The following is a 22,021-nucleotide window of genomic DNA, read 5'->3' as shown; positions in this document are numbered from 1 at the left end:
CCATATATAAGCGTTTCCATCGTTGAAGGAGGAATGACATTGGAACAACAATTTCCAATCAAGCAGTTGTTAAATGAAAAGGGAGAAGTCACCGAAGTTTTACAGAATGAATTGCTAAACGATGCTTTCATTCGCTTATTGTATTACCACTTAATTCGGTCTAGAACGTTTGACCGTAAATGTGTTAGCTTGCAGCGTCAAGGTCGAATTGGCACGTATGCACCATTTGAAGGACAAGAAGCAGCGCAAGTAGGGAGTGCGATGGCGCTTGAGCAAAATGATTGGCTTTTTCCGACATATCGTGATCATGCTGCAACGATGACGTTCGGACATGACTTAACAACAATTTTATTATATTGGAACGGACGAAATGAAAGCTGTATACCGCCAGAGGGGAAGCGTATAATTCCTCCAGCTGTACCGATTGCAACCCAGCTTCCACATGCAACTGGCACGGCAATCGCTGAACAGAAGAAAGGAACGAATCATGCTGTCATCGCTTATTTTGGTGATGGTGCGACTTCAGAAGGTGATTTTCATGAAGGGTTAAATATCGCAAGTGTATTTCAAGCGCCTGTTGTATTTTTTAACCAAAATAATCAATATGCCATTTCGGTACCGATAGAAAAACAAATGAAATCAAAAACTATTGCTCAAAAAGCAATGGCTTATGATATGCCGTCTGTTCGCATTGATGGAAATGATGTGTTCTCTGTATACAGGGAAACAAAGAAAGCACTCGACCGCGCACGTAACGGAGAGGGACCGACATTAATCGAGGCAGTTACATGGCGGTACGGAGCGCATACGACTGCCGATGATCCAACGAAATATCGAAACCAAGAAGATAGTGAAAACAGGAGGAAAGCGTATGATCCTATTCTTCGTTTAGAGAAATATATGTTGGCTAATGCTATATGTCAACAAGAAGAAATGGAGCAAATGAAGCAAGAAGTTATAATTGAAGTGGAGCAAGCTGTAGAACAAATGGAGCAAGTACCTCCCGTAAGTGTGGATGATATTTTTGACTATGTTTTCGCTGAATCAATTTGGCCTATCGAAGAGCAAAAAAGAGTTTACTATGCTTCAGTAGGGAAAGGAGAGAAAGCATGAGTACAACGGTAAAAACGAATACGCTCACATTTGTCCAAGCCATTACAGACGCGATGAAATCATTATTAGAACAGCATGAAGAAGTTATTGTATTAGGGGAGGATGTCGGAGTAAATGGCGGGGTATTTCGAGCGACGGATGGTTTGCAGCAACAATTTGGTACGGATCGTGTTATGGATACGCCATTAAGTGAAGCTGGATTTACTGGTGCGGCGATAGGAATGGCGATTAATGGATTGAAACCAATTGTAGAAATTCAATTTTTAGGGTTTATTTACCCAGCTTACGAGCAGATTATGACGCACGCTTCTCGTATTCGTGCTAGAACGATGGGGCATTATTCCGTACCAATGGTGATTCGCGCGCCATATGGTGCTGGTGTGCGCGCTCCGGAGATACATTCCGATTCAGTAGAAGCTTTGTTTACACATATGCCAGGTATAAAAGTAGTTTGTCCGTCAACGCCTTACGATGCGAAAGGATTATTAATAGCTAGTGTACTAGATCCTGATCCTGTCCTTTTCCTAGAACCAATGAAAATTTATCGGGCTGGAAAAGAGGAAGTACCAGAAGATGAGTATTCAGTCGAAATCGGTAAGGGAAAGGTTGTTCAAGAAGGAGAAGATGTAACCGTTATCGCTTGGGGAGCTATGGTGCCTGTTGCCATGGAAGCCGCTAATAAAATGACCGCACGTGGGGTTACTTGTGAAGTGATTGATTTACGCACGCTATACCCACTAGATCGTGACATCATCCAGCAATCGGTACAGAAAACAGGTCGTACCGTCATCGTTCATGAAGCACATCGTACGAGTGGAGTAGGAAACGATGTCATGTCAATCATTAATGACTACGCTTTCCTTTATCAAAAAGCACCAGTGCAACGAGTAACAGGATTTGATACGCCTGTACCGTTTTTTGCATATGAGGACTATTTCTTACCATCTTCAGACCAAGTCATACACGCCATTGAAAAAGTGATGAACTTTTAAAGAAAGGAGCATATTGTATGGAAGTGAAATTGCATGATATAGGGGAAGGAATGACAGAAGCAGAAATCGTTCATTATTTCGTACAACCCGGCGATGCAGTAGTAGTCGATCAACCGTTAGTAGAAGTGCAAACCGATAAAATGACGGCAGAATTACCAGCACCAGCCAATGGAACAATTGAAGATGTGCTCGTTAAGGTTGGTGAAACGATAAAAGTAGGCACAACTGTATTATCCATGATCACCACTTCACAGCCCACATCAGCAGTATCGGAAGAGAAAGAATCGACCATAGAACAACAATGGCAAGCGAAAACTTTCCGTATAGAAAAGCGCAAACAACCGATTTTAGCATCCCCATATACGAGAAAAATGGCTCGCGAACAAGGTGTCAACATTGAAGAAATAAAAGGCACGGGTCCTGCTGGTAGAATTGTCGATGAAGATGTGTATGCATATGTTCAAAAAGAGAAAGAGTCGTTATTACAAGAAAATTCGCCCACACAACAAGTGATGAAACAAGAGAAAGAAATCCACATCATCCCATTCAAAGGTCGCCGCAAACAAATCGCTAAGAAAATGAAACAATCGCTACATACGATTGCTCATTGTAGTCACTTTGAAGAGGTTGATGTTACAAATGTACTGCAATGGAAGGAACAAAGTAAACAAGCAGGTAAAAATGTATCGCTTACGGCTTACTTTGTAAAAGCAGTTTCTTTAGCGCTGAAGGATTACCCTATTTTTAACGCTACATTAAATGAAGAAAAAGAACAAATAGAAGTGCAAACCTCTCATCATATCGGCTTAGCAACGAACACAGAGGAAGGGGTAATTGTACCTGTTTTAAAGCATGTGGAACATAAATCGCTGCTAACTATTCAGGCGGAAATGAGAGCTTTAACAGAAAAGGCACTTCATCATACGTTATCCAGAGAAGAAATCACAGGGGGTTCCTTTACCATTAGCAATGTAGGTCCTTTACAAGGTAGTATTGGTGCTACTCCAATCATTCACCATCCTCAAACAGGAATCATGGCTTTTCATAAAACGAAGAAGCGCCCTGCCGTAGTCGAAGATGAGATTGTGATTCGCTCCATGATGAATGTGTCTATGACATTCGATCACCGCGTTGCAGATGGTGCCACTGCAGTACAATTTACGAATCGGCTCGTTGAACTAATTGAGCATCCGAATTTATTGACATTGGAGCTGGTATAGATGGTTGTAGGTGAAATCGCCGAACAGAAAGACGTTGTCGTTATCGGAGGTGGTCCAGGAGGCTATCATGCTGCGATTGAAGCAGCACAAAAAGGGTTTACGGTTACACTCATTGAAAAGGAAAAGCTCGGTGGCGTATGTTTACATGACGGTTGTATCCCATCTAAAGTATTTACTACCGCAGCTAGAAAAAAAGAAGAAATATTACGATTTCATGCTTTCGGAATCGACCATGGTGAGGTTACGTTTCAACTTTCAAAGCTTCAACAACATAAACGAAAGGTCATTGAACAGCTGCAGAAAGGCGTAGAAGCTTTATGTAAAACGAATAAAATCGAGATTGTTCATGGCAACGCCTCTTTCTTATCAGCAGATCGGATTGGCGTTGATAACGGTCATCAATTTGACGTGTTTCATTTTAATCATGCCATTGTCGCTACAGGAAGCACACCGATTCATCGTAGCGGTGTATCATTTGATGATGAGAAGGTGGTTCATGACGGCTCTATCTTTTTATTATCAGAAATCCCAGAACATCTAGTAGTATACGGAAGTCATTCTATTGCAATCGAAGTGGCGATGAGTTATCGACAATTTGGCTCTATGGTTACCCTTATAATGGCGGACGATAAAAATACCTTGCCTTATGATACAACGATTACTCGTGAACTCTTGCGGCAGTTTAAAAAGCAACAAATAAAAGTCTATACAGGCGTAAAAGAATTTAGAGTAAATAAAGAAGCTTCTCATATAACTGCAATGTTTCAACATAAAGGGGAACAAGACACACTTGACTGTACTCACGTTTATGTAGCATCGGACTATGTGCCCAATGTAAAGGAGCTAGGGCTAAGTCGATTAGGGATACAACAAGGAAGCAATGGGTATATCGCCGTAGATGCGCACATGAGAACGAGCCTGCCATCCATTTATGCGATTGGTGATGTTACAGAAGGACCACGTTTAGCAGTAAAAGCAATAAAGCAAGCAGAAGTTGTTGCAGCAACTATTGCTGGAGAGCCTTCAGAATTTGATCCAACATTTATTCCAGAAGTCATTCATAGCATTCCGCCAATTGCCACTGTTGGTAAAACAGAACAACAAGCGGTAGAAGAGCAATTCGATGTGAAAATTGGTCACTTTTCTTACGGAGCTAATGGGTATGCGACTATCCAAGGGAAGAAAGATGGATTCATCAAACTTGTAATCAACCAAAATAATGATGTTGTGTTAGGTTTTCATGCAATCGGTGAAGGTGCAGTAGAACTAGTTTCTACTGGTACACTTGCATTAGAAATGGCAGCTCGAGTGGAAGACTTGACGTTCCCTCATTATCCGCACCCAGCATTTAGCGAAGCACTTAGTGGGATGGAATTTTCAGCAGTAAAAGGGAAAGTACGCTTAATTTGACCCAGAAAAGAATAAGCTAGCGCACCTTCGATAGGTGCGCTAGCTTCGATTAGCTTACTCCAGATAATACTTGTTGTAACTCAAAGCTACGAACTTTTCTCGGTAGAAAACTACGAATCTCTTCTTCATTAAACCCTACTTGCATCCTTTTTTCATCCATAATGATAGGCCTCTTTAAAATGCTAGGATTGTCTTGGATGATGGTATATAACTCTCTCATTGTTAAGTCATCAATGTTGGTATTTAACGATTGGTACACTTTAGAACGTTCAGAAATAATCTCTTTCGTACCATCTTCTGTCATGCGGATAATATCTTTAATCTCCTCCACGCTAAGTGGTTGTGAGAATATATTTCGTTCTATATAAGGTAATTGTTGTTCATCTAACCAAGCTTTTGCTTTACGACAAGAGGTACAGCTAGGGGATAAATATAATGTAATCATGGTACTGCCTCCTCCAAATAATCTTTATTTATTTATAATCATTATAACAACTATTTATCTTAAGTTCAAGATAATCTCATAGATAAATGAAAAAAGTGCCTCATGAAAGAGACACACACTAGGAAGCAAACAGAGCAGGAATCCCCTCTGTTAAACTGTATATTCCCATGGTTGCCATAATGATGACGATAAAAGCACCGAATATCGTTAACCAACGAGGGTGTTTATAGTCGCCAACAATACGCGTTTTGTGAGCGGCAATAATCATCACACCTAAAGAAATAGGTAAGATAAGACCGTTTAGTGATCCTACTAAAATAAGAATCTTCACTGGCTCCCCAACAAGTACAAACACGAGTGTTGAAATAGCTATGAAGCTTACAATGACTAGTTTTTGATTGGATTCAATTTTTTTACTAAATGTTTTAATGAAAGATACAGAAGTGTAGGCGGCACCGACAACAGAAGTGACGGCAGCAGACCACATAACGACGCCGAAAATTTTATATCCAATTGGTCCAGCCGCTGCTTCAAATACAGAAGCGGGTGGATTCGCTGGGTCAAGTGCAATTCCTTGAGCGACGACACCTAATGCTGCAAGAAATAGAAAAATCCGCATAATGGAAGCTATTCCAATGGCGGAAATAGCGCTTCGATTAACATAGTTTAGTGACTCTTTCCCTTTAATTCCTGCATCTAATAAGCGGTGACCACCGGCAAATGTAATGTAGCCTCCAACTGTACCACCAACTAATGTAACGATAGCTAAGTAATCGATTGTATCTGGATTAAATGTTTTGACTACGGCTTCACCGATAGGAGGTTGTGCAGTAAACATGACATACACCGTCAAGCCAATCATTATAAACCCGAGAAATTGGGCGAAACGGTCCATAAGTTTACCAGCTTCCCGAACAAGAAAAATACCAATGGCAACCATACCACTTAAGAGCGCACCTAACTCCGGGGAAACTCCAAATAGCACATTCGTTCCCAAACCGGCACCAGCAATGTTTCCGATATTAAATGCTAAACCACCCGCAACGATTAAAGCAGACAGGAAGAACCCTAATCCTGGCAATAGACTGTTTGCGATGTCTTGAGCGGGCTTTCCGCTGACGGTAATGATACGCCAAATATTCAATTGGGCGCCAATGTCGATAATGATAGATATGAGAATGACAAATCCAAAACTAGCTGCGAGCTGTTCTGTGAAATGTGTCGTTTGTGTTAAAAATCCAGGGCCGATAGCAGAGGTAGCCATTAAGAAAGCGGCTCCTAGTAAGAGTCTTAGTCTAGATTGCTTCTCCATGTTGTTCCACTCCTTAAACGATGGTATGTATGTGTTCTATTTTTATTGAAGCACTTTGTAACGCCCCATGTATGTGTTTGGCAAAGGATAAAGCTTGTTCCCCATCACCGTGAATACACACTGTGTCGGCTTGAATAGCTATATCGACTTGTTGTAATGTATGGACTTGTTGTTGTTTCACCATCCGTATCACTTGTTGAACAGCTTGATTGTGATCTGTAATAAGTGCATTCGATTGACGTCTGGAAGTTAACGTGCCATCTTCCTGATATGTGCGATCTGAGAATACTTCACTCGCTGTGCGCAATCCGTTTTGTTTTCCCGCTTCGTATAAAGCACTACCCGCTAATCCGAACAAAATGAGCTCAGAATCAACATCAGTGACTGCTTGTGTGATTGCTTGTGCCAAATCTTTGTTGCGAGCAGCCATGTTATATAACGCTCCGTGTGGCTTAACGTGCTGCAATGTCCCACCTTGTGTTTGGACGAATGCTTGTAATGCCCCGATTTGATACACGACAATGTCGTATGCTTCTGCTGGAGTAATATCCATATTCCGGCGACCAAAACCGACAAGATCGTTTAATCCTGGATGAGCTCCAATAGCTACGTTATGCTCTAACGCCAGTTCTACTGTTTTCTTCATGGTGGATGCATCTCCCGCATGGAATCCACATGCAATATTGGCTGAAGTGATATAGGGAAGAATTTCTTCATCACGACCTTTCGTGTAAGTGCCGAAGCTTTCTCCCATATCACAATTAATATCTAGCTTATACATTCGTGTTCCTCCTTAACGTATACGTGATTGATATTGAAGGGTAATGGCTCTAGTTAAATGTTTAATGGCTCTTTCTCGATCCATGTATAATCGTTGCGCTTCTTCTAATGTGATTTCATGAAATGTGATGGTTGCTCCAGGTTTTAGTTGAGCGAATATTGGTAAATCAACGCTAGCAATTTGAGCAATCCGCGGGTAGCCACCGGTTGTTTGCCGGTCCGCTAACAATACAATAGGTTCTCCGTTTGATGGCACTTGAATGGTACCAAACACGACCGCTTCTGAAAGCATGCTTTGTTCTTCGGCTAGTGGAAGTGTCGGTCCGTTTAAACGATAGCCCATCCGATCCGATTGACTACTTATAGTAAACGGTTCATTAAAAAAAGCTTGTTGACTCTTTTTGCTGAATAAATGGTATTCATGACTAATCATCACTCGAACTGGTTGATTGTTTTGAACTTTCGTCCGAAAAGCGTGTGTAACCGACCATGGTAACGATATAAAGGATTTATTCTTTATTTCATCAATGTATAGTTGTAAATAAGAGGCTGGTGTTCCAATTGGAAGTCTGTCACCAGCACGTAAACCTCTACCGTCTTTTCCACCTATTCCAGCGCGTAAATAGGTAGACCGACTGCCCATCACAACGTCAACTTGGATCCCGCCAGCTACTGCTAGATAGCACCGACAGCCGTTTTTTGCTTGACCGAACGTTAATACGCTACCTTTGCGCACAATAACCGGACACCATTGTTTTACTCGATGTCCGTCGATAGAAGGATTGAATTCGCCTCCACAAAGGGAGATAAGTGCATCTTGTTCAAATTCGAGCTTAGGGCCGGCAATCGTAGCTTCGATGGTTGCACAATCTTCGCTGTTGCCAACTAATAAATTGGCGATACGATGAGCCGTTTGATCCATCGCTCCACTTACAATGATGCCTTGTTTCTGAAACCCATATCTTCCTTTATCCTGAATAGTCGTTAACATACCAGGTTTATGTATCAATATCACTTACTTTTCCTCCTTATACGATTCATAAGCTTGTCGTGTAATAGGCTTAAAAACAATTGTATCCCCAGCTTGAAGGAGGGTAGGTGATGTAGAATTTGGATCAAAAAGGGATAATGGCGTTTGCCCGATTAACTGCCAACCACCAGGAGTGGCAATAGGGTACACTCCTGTTTGTTTACCAGCAATGCCAACAGAGCCTGCTGGAATTTCTAGTCGAGGGGATTGCTTTCTCGGAGTAGCGATTCTCTCCGACATCCCTCCGACATATGGAAAGCCTGGTGCAAAACCAATCATATAGACCGTATACGTTCCTTGTGAATGAATATGAACCACTTCTTCTTCTGTTAAATGATTTACTTTAGCCACATATGCTAAGTCAGGACCGTATTCACCACCGTAACATACGGGGATTTCTACTGTTCGACTTCGTGTTACCTTACTTCCTTTAACCGTACGCAATAACCTTATGAGTTGCTTTGAAACTATTTCATACGGGGATTCGTGAGCATTTACATAAGGTGTTTTCATAGGGTCATATAAGACTGTTACCTTCGTAAACGCTGGAATATGTTCGATTAGCCATTCAAATGATTGCTGCTCTATAGCATGACTAACGCATTGTACGTTTCTATGAACCGTTTCGTTGATGTCGTCTCCTAGTTCGATTACAATTGCGTGATCACCAAGCGGAGAGAGATGAAAGTACATCCGATCATCCTCCTTCGTGGATTAGAATGTTTGTTAAAATATTTTATAATTTCATATAATAACGGAAGCTGTAAGGGATTTCAATTAGCCATATATTTAGAAAATTGTCAATAGCATTAAAAAAAAAGACCGCATCCTTTCATAGATGAGGTCCGACTAGATGGTTATTTTTTTGTGAAACCTTCTTGTTGTAAATAGTCTAGAGCTTCCTTGTAAGTAGTGAATGTACCGTCTAACATGTCCCCAGCATATACGTTAAACAGCCCAAAATCATACACTAAGGTTAACGTTTGTTGAGATTCATTGACGAACTGTTCTTCTAAACCGTTATATTCTCTTTCCTCTGGTAACATCGATAAAGAATCTATCGATTGCTTAATAATTTTATTCAACTGCTCTTCAGAAAAATCGCGAATGTTTACCATGCCGCGTTGATCTGTTTCATAGCCTTCAATATAAGCGGCATACACAAAACCATTTCCGTTCGGGTGTAGATGATAGACAACATTTTTCTTATCCATTACACTTTCGTTATAATGGAAATTAACTCTGCCTAAAGAAACATTTTGACGTGTTAATTCAGGGAAAGATTGGATAATCGTTAATTTTTGTTCGAAAGTTAGCATAAGTCCTCCAAAATTCATTTATTTTCACGACTTGTATTATACCATTGTGAGAGAGGACTACAAAATAGGATCATCCGAAGATAAAAGAGAGGAGACTTTCTATTGAAAAAGGCAATATTAAAAGACATACCGAAGCCGGCCATTGGTATTATTATAGGTGGTTTTCTTATCATTGGACTATCCTTTCAATTATTTCTAGAACTATCAGAAAAACTTGTAGAGAATGGTACGTTTTATATTGATACTTTTATGAAAAATATCGTTGAAGGAATTCAATCTCCTTGGATGACTTCTATATTTCGCGTCATAACAAGTGCTGGCGCTGTTAAGTGGATGACAATAGCTTCCATCTTATTATTCGTCTACATTGTATTATTTTCAAAAAGAAGTAATTGGGTTGCGATTTATTTAGCAATCAGTATGCTCGGCATTAGCTTGCTTACAACGCTCTTAAAGTATGGTTTTGGTCGCACGAGGCCGTCTGTGCTGGAACAATACGATGGTACTGGCTTTAGCTTTCCGAGCGGGCATACAACAGGCTCTGTCGTGTTCTATGGATTCATGATGTATATCATTTTCCGTTCGAATAGCACAACATCTGTTAAAAGAATCATCTGCGGTTTACTCACGTTCATTATTCTGTCCGTTGCTTTTAGTAGAGTGTATCTAGGCGTTCACTACTTTACAGACATACTAGCAGGATTATCCTTAGGTATGGCGTGGCTCTTAGTTTGTATATTTGCATTGGAATTTACACTGTGGAGAAAAAAGCGTAAACAAGTCTAACACATAATATAGTAGTATATCTTTTCGTTAACGTCGTGTTTGATAAAGGATAGATTGAGAACAATATAAAGTACATATGTTATGCTGTTGAACCATAGAGGCCGGAGGTAATCAATCTCTGACCTCTATGGCATATCAACAAGAGGGGATTGCTATAAGTGCTATGACCTTATAAGATCTCGGTAATTTACTAATTCAAAAACTTCATGCTGCTCGTATAGCGAATTTACTTCTTTATTTGTTAACATCGCTAGCTCATCTACTCTTGGGTATGTAAAGGAAGACCCGTTAAGTACGGCTTTATCTAAATAAGCAGGATGTGCCATGATCTCAATAGAGGTAGCGCTTTCATGATGTTTGGCAAGACTAGCTGGATCCTTGAGCGTATCTACTTTTAATTCGAACGCATCGGTTGTCAACAGATGCTCGTCTTTTTGATAACCGTCCGGAAACATACGTCTTACTGGTAAATCGTATTCCTTAGCTAATGCACTATAAACGTCTATGAGTTTACCATATGTATGTATATGATGATGACTATCTATATGTGTAGGTTCTATGCCGTTTGAATACACTGCCTCTATTTGGGCTTTCCATTCTTCATACACTTCTTGTAAATCAACGTCAAAAAAACCTAAGTAATACTTTAATTGACGAAAACGTCCATACTCATCCGTAATTGTCTGCTTTTTTGGTGAAATGGGGGAGCCTGCCGTTAACGTTAAATGAACCCCTATACCTAGTGAAGGGGTTTCTTTAGCTAATGCATAGGCTTGCTCAGCCCCTGGCATATTCGCCATTAGTGTGGTAGAAGTTAATAATCCTTGTTGAAAAGCATCGATAATTCCGTAGTTTACGCCACGTGAATACCCAAAATCATCCGCATTAATAATAAGTTTCTTCATTATCAATTCCTCCTACTGATAGTTTCGTTCTATAAAGAATTCGACCTTATCCCCACGAAAATAAGCTTCTGAATATTCTACTATTTCATCCGTGGTTAGAAATGTTTTTGTCGTAATTTGAAAGCACGGTGCTCCAGAAGACAGATTTAAATGATGAGCAATTTCCTCATCTGGGATAATAATTTTTAGTTGCTCTTCCGTTCGTTTAATTGTATTTCCTTGTTGTTCTATTGTTCCATATAAGGATTTGTGTACCATTTCCTTTGTCAATGTTGGTACTAAATCTGCCCGAACATAGGCAATTTCAAATTGAAGCACTTCGTTGTCTGCATACCTCGTTCGCTTTACCTCATGCACGTCGTAATCTGAATGCTTCTTCATCGTTTGTTGAAGTTTCTCACTCGGTTGCATCGTAATTAATTCATTCACTTCGATTTTCGGCTTCAATCCTTGGGAAGCTAACTGTTCCGCAAATCGGTTTTGACTAGCACTAAGGCTCTGTCTCACCTTTCCTTTTGCCACGAATGTTCCTTTTCCTTGTTTACGGAAAATGTAACCTTCCATAATTAGATGATTTAAAGCTGTTCGTATCGTTGTTCTACTTACATCGTAAATAGAACAAAACTCCGCTTCTGTCGGTAAATTTCTCCCGGGTCGATACGTACCATTTTCAATTTTTTCAATAATGTCTCTTTTTACTTTACTGTGTAATTGTTTTTTTTGTGTCATGATCTTTCTCCTTCATAAGGATGTTTGTTTATTTAAGCTTATCATGTTTCGGAAAAATAAGAAATATATTTGTTATGACAATTTGGTATAGACTATATTGTGATAATCTGTTAATATAAATGCAAGAAAACGTTTTCAACACATGGTAGAGGAGGAGAGTTATGGCTTTGAAGGTAGTGATTATCGGAGGTGGATCAAGCTATACACCAGAGATAATGGAAGGTTTTCTAAAGAGGTATGAGCAATTTCCAGTGACAGACATCGTACTCGTTGATGTTAAGGCTGGAGAGGAAAAGGTGAAGATTGTTACAGCTCTTGCGAAACGAATGGTTTTAAAAGCGGGGAAAGATATTCGAGTATCGTACACCTTTAATCGAAAAGAGGCGTTACAAGGCGCGGATTTTGTAACGACACAAATTCGTGTTGGTGGTTTGCAAGCGAGGGCGTATGATGAGCGAATACCGTTAAAGCACGGCATGATAGGACAGGAAACGAATGGTGCAGGCGGCATTATGAAAGCGTTTCGTACAATTCCGGTTATGCTTGAAATTGCACAAGAAATGCATGAAATTTGTCCTGATGCATGGTTAATTAACTTTACGAATCCAGCAGGTATTGTGACAGAAGCTGTTATGAATCATAGTCCATTTAAAAATGTGATAGGAGTTTGTAACATTCCATTTAATATGCGGAGTGGGGTAGGGGAGTTATTCCAGGTTCCAGCTGAGCGAGTGATGATTGAATTTGTCGGGTTGAATCATTTTGTGTTTGGAAGAAAGGTGTATATTGATGGTGTCGATCGAACAGCAGAAGCGATGCATCATCTAATTTATGATGACGTGGATTATTCACCCGCTAATATCGTCGCATTACCGTGGAATAAGCAATTTTTAAAAACATTGAATATGCTTCCAAATCCGTATCATCAGTATTATTTCCAGCATGAACAAGTGTTGAAGAAAGACGTAGAAGCTTATCAAACGAATGTTACGCGCGCGGAAGTTGTGATGGAAGTAGAGGAAGCATTGTTTAAAAAATATCAATCTCCTAATCTGGATGTCAAACCAGAGGAATTAGAACAAAGAGGCGGAGCGTATTATAGTGAAGCAGCTTGTAATGTGATGACATCCATTTACAACAACAGCATGGATGTCCAAACTGTAAACACGCTAAATAACGGCACAATAACGGATTTACCAGCAGATTGTGTCATTGAAGTGAACAGTGTTATTACAGCTAGTGGACCAATGCCACTCTCGATTGGCAATCTTCCAGCGGTTATTAGTGGAGCAATCGTTCAGATGAAACAATATGAAAGACTTGTTGTGGAGGCAGCTGTGACAGGTGATTACAGTAAAGCTTATGCGGCAATGATAATGAATCCGTTAGTGACTTCAGATGATAAGGCACAAGTTGTATTAGATGAGTTATTGCACGTTCATCAATCTAATTTACCCCAATTTTCGAAGGAGGTAGTGAAACAATGAGCCAAAACGGTTTCATGCAATTCATTGATACGAAAGTCATGCCAGTAGCAGGTAGAATTGGTTCTCAAAGGCACTTAGTCGCAATTCGCGATGGGTTTGTCGCCATTATGCCACTCATTATTATTGGATCATTGGCAGTATTGATTAACAACTTTCCGATACCTGAATTCCAAGACTTTATGACCGCTGTATTCGGAGAGAATTGGAAATCAGTTGGCGGCGTGATTTGGAACGGTTCTTTTGCGATATTAAGTTTACTCGTTGTTGCCGCTATAGCCTATCATTTAGCTGAGTCCTATGAAGCTGATGGGTTATCTGCTGCTTTAATTAGTGCAGGGACGTTTGTCGTACTAACCCCAGTTACAGAAGACTTCGGATTAGCGATGACTTGGCTAGGAGCTCAAGGTTTATTTGTCGCCGTCATTACTGCTTTAATCTCAGCTGAACTCTTCCGTCTGTTCTACAACTCAGACAAGTTGAAAATTAAAATGCCAGAAGGGGTACCAACAGGAGTAACGAAATCATTTAATGCATTACTCCCGGCAGCCGTTATTTTAACGTTGGCTGGTTTCTTTAACGCATTTGTTGTCAATGTTACTGGAGTTAGTATTCATGAATGGGTATATGCCACGATTCAAGAACCTTTACAAGGATTTTCGAATACGATTGGATCAGCTATTGTCTTTGTCTTTTTAAATCAAGTCCTATGGTTCTTCGGTTTACATGGCACGAATATACTTGGCCCAATTATGGAATCTATCTATTTACCATTAATAGAAGAAAACCAAGCATTATTTGCTAGCGGAGTGAGCGCGCATGAGGTACCATATATTGTAACGAAACCATTCTTCGATGCGTATGTCTTTATGGGAGGGTCTGGTGCTACGTTAGCATTAATCTTTGCTATTTTCTTAGTCGTCAAAGCAAAGCATTATCGTACCGTAGGAAAGCTTTCTTTAGCACCTGGAGCGTTTAACATAAATGAACCGATGATTTTCGGTTTACCAGTTGTGTTAAACCCGGTTATGTTCGTTCCGTTTATTATCATTCCTCTGCTAATGACAGCGAATGCTTATTTTGCTATCTATTTCGGATTGGTGCCAAAAACGGTCGCCATTTTACCTTGGACAACACCACCAATTATAAGCGGTTACCTAGTGTCGGGAGGGTCCTTCACCGGTGTCGTTTTACAATTAGTGAATTTAACAATGGCCACTTTGATTTATATACCGTTTATTAAACTAGCAGAACGTGCAAGTATAAAAAAGCTGGAAGAACAAAAAGCGGCGCAAGTTACATCTGACGCCCAAGGTTGGAGGGACGCATAATGAACGACACGATAAATATCGAACAAGTTTCCTTTGAAATTATTTTGCACGCTGGCAATGCACGATCTTCAGCGATGGAAGCACTACAAATTGTAAAGCAAAACGATTACGATGGAGCCATGCAAAAAATTGAAGAAGCAGAGACAGAGCTTCATAAAGCACATAAGGCACAAACGCAATTACTTCAGCAAGAAGCTCAAGGAGAAGGGAAAGCGCCAACCGTGTTGTTAGTTCACGCTCAAGATCATTTGATGACTGCTATGACGCTGAAAGATATGGCGAAAGAGATGATTGATTTATACAAAGAAGTTAGGGGAGGAAATTAAGATGAAAATAGCACTTGTTTGTTCAGCAGGAATGTCTACTAGTATGCTCGTACAAAAAATGCGTGAAGCAGCTGCAGCTCAAGGATTAGAGGCTCATATTGATGCCTATGCTCAAGCCGATTTAAAAAACCATATGGAAGATGTAGACGTTATTTTAGTCGGACCACAAGTTCGCTACTTGAAAGGACAAATAGCGAAAAAAGCTGAGCCATACAATACACCAGTAGAAGTAATAGATCAAATGGCATATGGAACGATGAATGGGGAAAAAGTGTTAGCCCAAGCTGTTGCATTAACGAAATAAACCTTTCATCATTGAAAATAACAATAAATAACAAACAAGTCAAACACCTATTTTACCGGGGGTTTGACTTGTTTATATGAACTACTTCGCAATAACCTTTACTGCATAATGATGTCAAAATCTTCATGTGTAGGAACTTCTTCTGTGTAGGCAATCCAATACGTATACTGCTTTGATATATCATCTGTAAATTCCTCTAAATAAGTTACCGCTTTGCTAGTTTCTCCTAACACTTTCACTCCTTTTACATTTGGGGAATCATCAGGCATAATAATCGTAACAGTTGGTCCTTCGTCTCTTGCAAATAACAGTGCATGTCCTATTTCAATACTTATTGACTTAGTGCGATCATTTGGACCTGCATGCCATTGTAATTTTCCATTATTTTCTTTTAAAATGATTAAATCAGGATAATGAGAAGTGCCGTCATAGTTATTTTTAAATATGACGTAAATAAAATCTCCTTTAATGTCATAATCAATAATTTCTTTATTCGGTAAAGTGTTTTCTGTCATTATATTCGTGATTTGTTCTTCTAATGGGGGTCTTTCTGTTACGTTCTCTTCTTTAACTTTCACTTCATTTGAACACCCAAACAATAGGAAAGTTACGAAAAATAATACACCCATTTTCTTCATTGCATTACCTCCTTGTCATGTGATGTTCCCTAACTTTTGATATATCAGCAGCAAGTGAGTAGAGGGGGTGCTCTCTTGCTACTTTAATGGATTACCCATACAATAGTTAATGTAAGTAGCGAACTTTACATAAGCAGGGGGAATAGTAATGTTAATCAAAGTACAACAAGAAGGCAACGTGTATGAGATTGAAGCGGTTAAAGGGAAATCGTTATTAGCTGCTGCATTTGAGCAGGAGGTTCCGTTGGATTATAAGTGTCAAAAAGGGAACTGCACACGTTGTAGAGTTGAATTATTAACTGGACAAGATGCTGTAAATAAGCCAACACCGAAAGAACATACAAAATTAGAAGATGAATTATCGAATGGTTTTCGGTTAGCTTGTCAAACGGTACCATTAAACGTGTAAAGTCTTTCGTCTTGAAGTAATGGATAAATATTAAGGAATAGAGCTCTTTCTTACAACAGTAGGAAAGAGCTTTTTTGTTAAGGTGGGCCTGATTATTCATGTAGTATAGTTGCAGCTACTGTTAGTTTTGGTTTTAACGCAGCGTCTATTAGTCACAATCCTAATCATAATTATGCTTTTACGCGATAAGCAACATTGTGTTTTTTCAACGTTTTATCTGTTCCGAACAAGAAATGTTTCTCCATATTTGGGGAGTACTTTGAATTTATAGTTTTCCGGCCAACTGTTTCGGCTACTTCCCTTAACATACTTGGTGATGCCCCGCAGCATAAGCCGAAATAATTCACTCCGATATTAAAGGCTTCCTTTGCCCATTGTGCAAGTTCGTAACGATTACAATAAAGAGGATCTAAGGAAGTAGGAAATGTCGTTTCGGTTGGCAAATGACAAGCACAACCAATATCAGGTAAGTTGAAGAAAGTAGGGTGTGCTTCTGAAGTACGATATGGAACAGGTAAAGCAGCCACGTATCCAGCGGTTGTCGCTCTAATTTTCTCGATATAGGGCTGCATCGTTTGGGGACCACGGAAACAATTCATGCCAACGACTAACGCGCCATTTTGTTGTAGCAGGTGACAAGCCTCTTCCACTTTATAGCCATCACGTAACTTGTTTTCCCCCATTAACCCGAGCGTAATTACGGCGGGTAACTGTTGTTTTGCAATTTCTTCTAAAGCAATCTGCGCTTCCTCGAAGTAATAAAACGTTTCTCCATTTACAAAATCAACACCTTCTTCCTTACACCATCCCACCATCTCTCTGAATATTTGTCGAACGGTTTGTTTAGCGTGTTCATCAGTTGGGTCAAATAAGTTCGTATTCGAAATGTTCCCAGCTACTAACGCCTCTTCATGAGGGTGCTCCTTTGCTACCTCCTTTGCTAGACGAATCGCTTGACGGTTTAGTGGTTCTAGCAATTGTTCTTTTCCAATAATCCTCATTTTTTCCCTATGAGCATTATACGTAAAAGCAAGAACAACGTCTGACCCAGCATTCATATAATCACGGTACGTTTGCTTAAGCGCCTCGGGATTATCTAATGCCACTTCTGGTACAAAGGAACCTGCTTGTAAGTAACCTCTGCGTTCCAACTCGAATAAATATCCTTCTCCACAAATAACCGGTCCATCTTTAAGTCTTTGTTCTAGGGATCGTTTCATCAATCATTTCCTCCTTGACATCTATATTAGAATAGAAGGGAATACAAAAAGCCCTCTTCCAAAATAAGAAGAGGGCGTATGTATGGATTCCTCCTCTTATCTTTCAGACGTATTGCCTGTAGGATGTAGCACCTTTTCCGTCGAAAATAGAAAGGTTGCCGGGCTTCACAGGGCCTATTCCCTCAGCCACTCTTGATAAGAGATACTACTATGCAATTACCAATCATTATAAGTCATGGAATAAAAGAGGTCAATATATTTTCTTTGTTTTTTGAATATTAAGAAATGATAGGTGTTTAGTTAGTTTGGGCAATATGATTGCTGTTGCGTGGCGCGGCTAGTAATTTCTAAATTATTTGTAGAATGTGGAACGATTACGTTTATGCAAACCGCATTCTTCACATTTCCGTTGAAACGGTGCGTAAAACTTGGTAATATGACGGTAGTAAGTAACACCAATATAAAGGAGCTATGCATCCATGGATTTTAATTTGTTTATGAATGACGTTGTTACACAAGCTCGTACAGAGATGGAACAAGCTGGTTATGAGCATGTAACAACACCTGAAGAAGTAGATGAAGCATTACAACGTAAAGGAACGACTTTAGTCATGATAAATTCAGTATGCGGTTGTGCAGGAGGTATTGCACGTCCAGCTGCTGCTCATTCAATTCATTATGATAAACGGCCGGATCACCTTGTAACAGTTTTTGCTGGACAAGACCGAGAGGCAACCGAGCGTGCGCGTGAATATTTTAAAGGCTTTCCACCTTCTTCTCCTTCTTTTGCGTTTCTGAAGGATGGGGAGATTGTAACGATGGTAGAGCGTCACGATATTGAAGGGTTTGATCCAATTCAAGTAGTGAATCGCTTACAAAAAATCTTTGATCAACATTGTGAAGAAGTGTAAGAAACTACGAAAAAGATGGTCAAATGGCCATCTTTTTCGTCATTTTCATGTAAGGAGATAAAATTGTGAAAATTGGATATCGTACGATCAAAACGGCAATCGGCACACCAATTGCAATATGGATTGCTCAAATGCTTTCCCTTACCAACTTTGCTTCAGCTGGTATTTTAACCATTTTGTGTATACAGAACACGAGAAAAAGGTCGATAGAAAGTGCTTCTTCTCGATTTGCCGCTTGTTTGTTAGCTATGATGTTTTCCTTTGCTTTCTTTAATATCATTGGTTACAACCCTCTTGCGATAGGGATTATGTTGCTGCTGTTTATTCCAACAACGGTTAAGCTAAAAGTGCATCAAGGAATAGTGACAAGTTCGGTTATTATTTTGCATTTGTATGATTCTGGGGATATAACTAGTGAAACGTTAGTTAATGAGTTTTTATTGATTACCGTAGGAATAGGTGTCGCCTTGTTGTTAAACTTGTATATGCCTAGTTTGGAAGCGAAATTAAAGAAAAAGCAGCAATTAGTTGAGCAAAATTTTGCCGCAATTTTTCGTGAAATGGCTTTTTATCTTCGAACAGGTGATCAAGAGTGGACAGGGCACGAAATAACGATTACAGCAGAAATTTTAGACGAATCGAAGGCGTTAGCTTATCGTGATGTGGAGAACCGACTCTTTAAAGGGCACCATGAATATTATCATTATTTTCAGATGAGACAGAAGCAATTTGATTTATTAGAAAGAATGCTTCCGCTAATTAGTCGAATTCATAATGCTTCAGGAGAATCGATGCGCATTGCTGACTTTTTCGAAGATTTATCAAAAAATATTCACCCAGGAAATACGGCAGTTTTGTTTTTAAATGACATTAAGGATATGCGTAAAGAGTTTGAACAACAAACATTGCCGATAACGAGAGAGGAATTTGAGGAAAGAGCCAATTTATTTACTTTATTAAATGAGGTGGAACAATATTTAATTATTAAGCGTATGTTTAAGAAAAGTGATATATAATACATGTTTCGGGCAAGCTACATATAACTTTCATTTCAAAGGAGAGAAGGTATGAAAAGCTTGCTCGTTTTTTTATTATTTATGTCTCCTATATGGCCAGTAGGGGAGAACCCATCGCCTGGGTACCCTATGGTCATTGTAAATAAACAAACGAATCAGCTCGCATATATTGATAAAGGGAACGTGCAACGCGTATTCCATGTAGCGACAGGAAAAACGGCTGATTTAACCCCTGAGGGTGTGCACACGTTTACAGTGAAAGCAATTAATCCTTATTACCGTAAACTAAACATTCCTGGTGGTGATCCTCGTAATCCGTTAGGTACAAGGTGGATAGGGTTTGACGCACTGCATACAGATGGCCGAATGTACGGGGTTCATGGCACTAATCGACCTGAATCTATAGGGAAGTACGTGTCAAATGGCTGCATTCGTATGCACAATAAAGACGTGGAATATTTATATAATCGCATTCCAATTGGAACGAAGATAGCTGTTGTATCGAGTAATCAAACCTTTGTCGAATTGGCAAAACAATTCAATGCTGTGAAAGAGAAATAAGGCATTTTAGTTGATAACTTCATAATGTAGTTCAACGAATTGGTTGAATTTCTGCGTGTCTTTTAATGATAGATTGATGTGATCATTTCTTTCTTTAAATAACGGTATCCCTGTACCAATCAGCGTCGGAGCAACTGTTATAATAAGTTCATCAACTAAATGAGCTTGTAAGAATGTATGTAGCAATTCTCCTCCACCTACAATCCATATGTTCTTTCCTGATTGGTTCTTAAGACTTTGTACAAACGACGTTACATCATTTTGAACAACCTTGACATCTTCTGTATCTTCCATAGTAGACCTTGTGAATACATAACAATCTTTGTCCTTATACGGAAAATGTTCCATACCTTGCTTTATAATCCAATCATATGTTTTCTTACCCATTAAAATGGTATCCGTAGTTTCATAAAATTGTGAAAATCCGTTATCTCCTTTCCCTTCTACTTTAAATAACCATTCAAGAGACTCATCCTTTGTTGCAATATATCCATCTAAACTGCTAGCAATAAATAATACTACATGTCGTTTTTGGCTCATTGTGTCCTCCTTGTTAAGAATGTATGTTCGCATTGAGTGTATCATCTATAGCTATGAATTACAATATTTATGTACCATTTATTTATGAAGAAGCCCAAATCATTAGGGAATTTGGGCTCGATATTAATGAAAGGCTATTAAGGATATAATCTCGTTTCGGACCATATTGGAATGGTGCTTATTGTCAGTTTCATAACGGTAGTGCAAAGGGAACGATGCAATAGGTTCATTTTGCATTGCATAAATGTTCAAGATTCCATATTGAACGTCTGTAGTGTACTGACTATTTTTACGTACCGTGAAGTATAAATCTTTCGGTGAATTCCACTGTTGGAATGGACTTTCAAAAATAGTCCCTTCTTTAATCCTCTTTGTTTCGAAATTGTTAAATCCATAGTCTAATAGATTTCGTGTATCTTCATAAGCTTCCTTCTGGGTATCACTATTAAGGGTAATGACAATTAAACTTAAACCATCCCGCTCAGCTGTTGTCTCAAGTGTGACTCCAGCTTCGTCTATAAAACCAGTCTTTCCTCCTGTTACTCCATCATAAGGAGATTCTCGTAACATGCGGTGGTGGGTATATAACGTCGTTTCCCATTGCTGATTGGTCCATTCATATTGTTTCGTTCCGATTATTTCGCGAAATGTTTCGTTTTCCATGGCATATTCGGTTATTTTCGCTAAATCAACAGCAGTAGTTTGATGATCTTCCTCGAAAAGTCCATGTGGGTTTTTAAAGCTCGTATGTTTTACGCCAATTTCATCTTGTAAATACGTATTGAGTTCATGAGCGAATGCTTCTACAGACCCGTGTAAATGTTCCGCAATTGCTACTCCAGCATCATTAGCAGAATTTATTAACAATCCATGCAGTAACTTGTTTAACGTCAGTTGTTCGCCTGCTTCAAGGTAGACTTTAGAACCCTCTACCTCTTTTAGATGATCAGAAACTGTAACAACATCTTGTAAGTTACCATTTTCTATTGCGTAGATAGCGGTTGCGATTTTGGTTAGGCTAGCGGGGTACATTAGCTTTTCCCCTTTTTTACTATAAAGAATTTGTCCTGATTTGGCGTCCATTAAAACGGCTGCTTCACTGGAAATAATCGAATCGATCTGCTGCGTTTTCTTCTCCTCAGCAGAAACAGTAGTGCCATAAACGAAAAATAAACAACCGAATAGGACGAATATCGTTCGTATCTTCTGCATCGCTTAGACTCCTTTTCCTATTTCATTT

General features: G+C 39.4%; 25 protein-coding genes and 1 riboswitch. Of the genes, 13 read left to right on the top strand and 12 right to left on the bottom strand.

The annotated features are described in order from the left end of the window. The first annotated feature begins 39 nt into the window (after positions 1-39). From pdhA to lpdA, 4 genes are read left to right on the top strand one after another with little or no spacing between them, the layout of a single operon-like run. Positions 40-1,113, top strand: coding sequence for a pyruvate dehydrogenase (acetyl-transferring) E1 component subunit alpha (pdhA, locus tag N784_RS08090; protein WP_036833998.1), 1,074 nt, complete (start codon positions 40-42; stop codon positions 1,111-1,113). Further along, positions 1,110-2,105, top strand: a complete 996-nt coding sequence (locus N784_RS08085) for an alpha-ketoacid dehydrogenase subunit beta (protein WP_036833997.1) — start codon at positions 1,110-1,112, stop codon at positions 2,103-2,105. The genes pdhA and N784_RS08085 overlap by 4 nt, the downstream gene beginning before the upstream one ends. A gap of 17 nt (positions 2,106-2,122) precedes the next feature. Then, the gene (locus tag N784_RS08080) at positions 2,123-3,325 is read left to right on the top strand and encodes a dihydrolipoamide acetyltransferase family protein (protein ID WP_036833996.1); all 1,203 of its coding nucleotides are present in this window, start codon (positions 2,123-2,125) and stop codon (positions 3,323-3,325) included. Continuing rightward, positions 3,326-4,735 carry a dihydrolipoyl dehydrogenase gene (lpdA, locus tag N784_RS08075; protein ID WP_036833994.1) on the top strand — a complete coding sequence of 470 codons (1,410 nt, stop codon included), beginning with the start codon at positions 3,326-3,328 and terminating at the stop codon, positions 4,733-4,735. Positions 4,736-4,784: 49 nt separating this feature from the next. Here the strand turns inward: lpdA and spxA are convergent, their stop codons facing one another. The 6 genes from spxA to N784_RS08045 form a co-directional block, all read right to left on the bottom strand. Beyond that, positions 4,785-5,180 carry a transcriptional regulator SpxA gene (spxA, locus tag N784_RS08070; protein ID WP_036833992.1) on the bottom strand — a complete coding sequence of 132 codons (396 nt, stop codon included), beginning with the start codon at positions 5,178-5,180 and terminating at the stop codon, positions 4,785-4,787. 118 nt (positions 5,181-5,298) lie between these two features. After that, positions 5,299-6,492 carry an NRAMP family divalent metal transporter gene (locus tag N784_RS08065; protein WP_036833990.1) on the bottom strand — a complete coding sequence of 398 codons (1,194 nt, stop codon included), beginning with the start codon at positions 6,490-6,492 and terminating at the stop codon, positions 5,299-5,301. A gap of 13 nt (positions 6,493-6,505) precedes the next feature. Next, on the bottom strand, positions 6,506-7,273 hold the full coding sequence (locus N784_RS08060; protein WP_036833988.1) for a LamB/YcsF family protein: 768 nt from the start codon (positions 7,271-7,273) through the stop codon (positions 6,506-6,508). Between the two features lie 12 nt (positions 7,274-7,285). Further along, complete coding sequence (locus tag N784_RS08055; protein WP_036833987.1) at positions 7,286-8,287, bottom strand: 5-oxoprolinase subunit C family protein; 1,002 nt, start codon at positions 8,285-8,287, stop codon at positions 7,286-7,288. Further along, entirely contained in the window at positions 8,288-8,995 is a 708-nt protein-coding gene (gene pxpB, locus N784_RS08050; protein ID WP_036833986.1) for a 5-oxoprolinase subunit PxpB, read from the bottom strand. 164 nt (positions 8,996-9,159) lie between these two features. After that, a complete protein-coding gene (locus N784_RS08045) occupies positions 9,160-9,621 on the bottom strand; it encodes a hypothetical protein (protein WP_036833984.1) in 462 nt (153 codons plus the stop codon). A 102-nt stretch (positions 9,622-9,723) separates the two neighbouring features. On the opposite strand from N784_RS08045, the gene N784_RS08040 reads away from it, so the two are divergent. Beyond that, positions 9,724-10,407, top strand: a complete 684-nt coding sequence (locus N784_RS08040; protein WP_036833982.1) for a phosphatase PAP2 family protein — start codon at positions 9,724-9,726, stop codon at positions 10,405-10,407. Positions 10,408-10,568: 161 nt separating this feature from the next. Here the strand turns inward: N784_RS08040 and chbG are convergent, their stop codons facing one another. Together chbG and N784_RS08030 are read right to left on the bottom strand one after the other, a co-directional pair. After that, positions 10,569-11,312 (bottom strand): chitin disaccharide deacetylase, encoded by a 744-nt coding sequence (gene chbG / locus N784_RS08035; protein WP_036833980.1) that lies wholly within the window; start codon positions 11,310-11,312, stop codon positions 10,569-10,571. A 12-nt stretch (positions 11,313-11,324) separates the two neighbouring features. Beyond that, positions 11,325-12,041 carry a GntR family transcriptional regulator gene (locus tag N784_RS08030; protein WP_036833978.1) on the bottom strand — a complete coding sequence of 239 codons (717 nt, stop codon included), beginning with the start codon at positions 12,039-12,041 and terminating at the stop codon, positions 11,325-11,327. Positions 12,042-12,202: 161 nt separating this feature from the next. On the opposite strand from N784_RS08030, the gene N784_RS08025 reads away from it, so the two are divergent. The 4 genes from N784_RS08025 to N784_RS08010 are packed head-to-tail and all read left to right on the top strand — an operon-like array spanning position 12,203 to position 15,486. Continuing rightward, entirely contained in the window at positions 12,203-13,528 is a 1,326-nt protein-coding gene (locus N784_RS08025) for a 6-phospho-beta-glucosidase (protein WP_036833975.1), read from the top strand. Continuing rightward, complete coding sequence (gene celB, locus N784_RS08020; RefSeq protein WP_052127207.1) at positions 13,525-14,856, top strand: PTS cellobiose transporter subunit IIC; 1,332 nt, start codon at positions 13,525-13,527, stop codon at positions 14,854-14,856. Before N784_RS08025 ends, celB begins: the two co-directional genes overlap by 4 nt. Then, the gene (locus N784_RS08015; protein WP_036833974.1) at positions 14,856-15,182 is read left to right on the top strand and encodes a PTS lactose/cellobiose transporter subunit IIA; all 327 of its coding nucleotides are present in this window, start codon (positions 14,856-14,858) and stop codon (positions 15,180-15,182) included. The genes celB and N784_RS08015 overlap by 1 nt, the downstream gene beginning before the upstream one ends. 1 nt (position 15,183) lies before the next feature. Further along, positions 15,184-15,486 carry a PTS sugar transporter subunit IIB gene (locus N784_RS08010; protein WP_036833972.1) on the top strand — a complete coding sequence of 101 codons (303 nt, stop codon included), beginning with the start codon at positions 15,184-15,186 and terminating at the stop codon, positions 15,484-15,486. 98 nt (positions 15,487-15,584) lie between these two features. Here the strand turns inward: N784_RS08010 and N784_RS08005 are convergent, their stop codons facing one another. Further along, positions 15,585-16,124: a hypothetical protein gene (locus tag N784_RS08005; RefSeq protein WP_036833971.1), complete on the bottom strand. Its 540-nt coding sequence runs from the start codon at positions 16,122-16,124 to the stop codon at positions 15,585-15,587. 148 nt (positions 16,125-16,272) lie between these two features. On the opposite strand from N784_RS08005, the gene N784_RS08000 reads away from it, so the two are divergent. Further along, on the top strand, positions 16,273-16,533 hold the full coding sequence (locus N784_RS08000) for a 2Fe-2S iron-sulfur cluster-binding protein (protein ID WP_052127206.1): 261 nt from the start codon (positions 16,273-16,275) through the stop codon (positions 16,531-16,533). Positions 16,534-16,703: 170 nt separating this feature from the next. On the opposite strand, the gene N784_RS07995 is transcribed toward N784_RS08000, so the two are convergent. Further along, entirely contained in the window at positions 16,704-17,753 is a 1,050-nt protein-coding gene (locus N784_RS07995; RefSeq protein ID WP_084600188.1) for a homocysteine S-methyltransferase family protein, read from the bottom strand. Between the two features lie 93 nt (positions 17,754-17,846). Then, positions 17,847-17,955: riboswitch (SAM riboswitch) on the bottom strand. 277 nt (positions 17,956-18,232) lie between these two features. Between N784_RS07995 and N784_RS07990 the strand changes: the two genes are divergently transcribed. The 3 genes from N784_RS07990 to N784_RS07980 all read left to right on the top strand — a co-directional run bounded on the left by N784_RS07990 (position 18,233) and on the right by N784_RS07980 (position 20,241). Continuing rightward, entirely contained in the window at positions 18,233-18,664 is a 432-nt protein-coding gene (locus N784_RS07990; RefSeq protein WP_036833969.1) for a BrxA/BrxB family bacilliredoxin, read from the top strand. Between the two features lie 62 nt (positions 18,665-18,726). Further along, positions 18,727-19,680 (top strand): aromatic acid exporter family protein, encoded by a 954-nt coding sequence (locus N784_RS07985; RefSeq protein WP_036833966.1) that lies wholly within the window; start codon positions 18,727-18,729, stop codon positions 19,678-19,680. A 51-nt stretch (positions 19,681-19,731) separates the two neighbouring features. Further along, entirely contained in the window at positions 19,732-20,241 is a 510-nt protein-coding gene (locus N784_RS07980) for a L,D-transpeptidase (RefSeq protein WP_036833964.1), read from the top strand. Positions 20,242-20,247: 6 nt separating this feature from the next. Here N784_RS07980 and N784_RS07975 read toward each other — a convergent pair whose 3' ends face one another. Next, the gene (locus N784_RS07975) at positions 20,248-20,781 is read right to left on the bottom strand and encodes a dihydrofolate reductase family protein (protein WP_036833962.1); all 534 of its coding nucleotides are present in this window, start codon (positions 20,779-20,781) and stop codon (positions 20,248-20,250) included. Positions 20,782-20,904: 123 nt separating this feature from the next. Then, positions 20,905-21,993, bottom strand: a complete 1,089-nt coding sequence (locus N784_RS07970) for a D-alanyl-D-alanine carboxypeptidase family protein (RefSeq protein ID WP_052127205.1) — start codon at positions 21,991-21,993, stop codon at positions 20,905-20,907. Between the last annotated feature and the right edge of the window lie 28 nt (positions 21,994-22,021).

Origin of the sequence: Pontibacillus litoralis JSM 072002 (assembly GCF_000775615.1) — a bacterium.
Lineage (GTDB): Bacteria > Bacillota > Bacilli > Bacillales > BH030062 > Pontibacillus > Pontibacillus litoralis.
The sequence above is the reverse complement of the archived record's forward strand: the minus strand, read 5'-3'. Positions and strand labels throughout refer to the sequence as shown.

Coding starts and splice junctions, on each gene's coding strand:
- N784_RS08085 (WP_036833997.1), top strand. CDS start 1,110: ATGAGTACAACGGTAAAAACGAATACGCTCACATTTGTCCAAGCCATT.
- N784_RS08080 (WP_036833996.1), top strand. CDS start 2,123: ATGGAAGTGAAATTGCATGATATAGGGGAAGGAATGACAGAAGCAGAA.
- lpdA (WP_036833994.1), top strand. CDS start 3,326: ATGGTTGTAGGTGAAATCGCCGAACAGAAAGACGTTGTCGTTATCGGA.
- spxA (WP_036833992.1), bottom strand. CDS start 5,180: ATGATTACATTATATTTATCCCCTAGCTGTACCTCTTGTCGTAAAGCA.
- N784_RS08065 (WP_036833990.1), bottom strand. CDS start 6,492: ATGGAGAAGCAATCTAGACTAAGACTCTTACTAGGAGCCGCTTTCTTA.
- N784_RS08060 (WP_036833988.1), bottom strand. CDS start 7,273: ATGTATAAGCTAGATATTAATTGTGATATGGGAGAAAGCTTCGGCACT.
- pxpB (WP_036833986.1), bottom strand. CDS start 8,995: ATGTACTTTCATCTCTCTCCGCTTGGTGATCACGCAATTGTAATCGAA.
- N784_RS08045 (WP_036833984.1), bottom strand. CDS start 9,621: ATGCTAACTTTCGAACAAAAATTAACGATTATCCAATCTTTCCCTGAA.
- chbG (WP_036833980.1), bottom strand. CDS start 11,312: ATGAAGAAACTTATTATTAATGCGGATGATTTTGGGTATTCACGTGGC.
- N784_RS08030 (WP_036833978.1), bottom strand. CDS start 12,041: ATGACACAAAAAAAACAATTACACAGTAAAGTAAAAAGAGACATTATT.
- N784_RS08025 (WP_036833975.1), top strand. CDS start 12,203: ATGGCTTTGAAGGTAGTGATTATCGGAGGTGGATCAAGCTATACACCA.
- celB (WP_052127207.1), top strand. CDS start 13,525: ATGAGCCAAAACGGTTTCATGCAATTCATTGATACGAAAGTCATGCCA.
- N784_RS08015 (WP_036833974.1), top strand. CDS start 14,856: ATGAACGACACGATAAATATCGAACAAGTTTCCTTTGAAATTATTTTG.
- N784_RS08010 (WP_036833972.1), top strand. CDS start 15,184: ATGAAAATAGCACTTGTTTGTTCAGCAGGAATGTCTACTAGTATGCTC.
- N784_RS08005 (WP_036833971.1), bottom strand. CDS start 16,124: ATGAAGAAAATGGGTGTATTATTTTTCGTAACTTTCCTATTGTTTGGG.
- N784_RS08000 (WP_052127206.1), top strand. CDS start 16,273: ATGTTAATCAAAGTACAACAAGAAGGCAACGTGTATGAGATTGAAGCG.
- N784_RS07995 (WP_084600188.1), bottom strand. CDS start 17,753: ATGAAACGATCCCTAGAACAAAGACTTAAAGATGGACCGGTTATTTGT.
- N784_RS07990 (WP_036833969.1), top strand. CDS start 18,233: ATGGATTTTAATTTGTTTATGAATGACGTTGTTACACAAGCTCGTACA.
- N784_RS07980 (WP_036833964.1), top strand. CDS start 19,732: ATGAAAAGCTTGCTCGTTTTTTTATTATTTATGTCTCCTATATGGCCA.
- N784_RS07975 (WP_036833962.1), bottom strand. CDS start 20,781: ATGAGCCAAAAACGACATGTAGTATTATTTATTGCTAGCAGTTTAGAT.
- N784_RS07970 (WP_052127205.1), bottom strand. CDS start 21,993: ATGCAGAAGATACGAACGATATTCGTCCTATTCGGTTGTTTATTTTTC.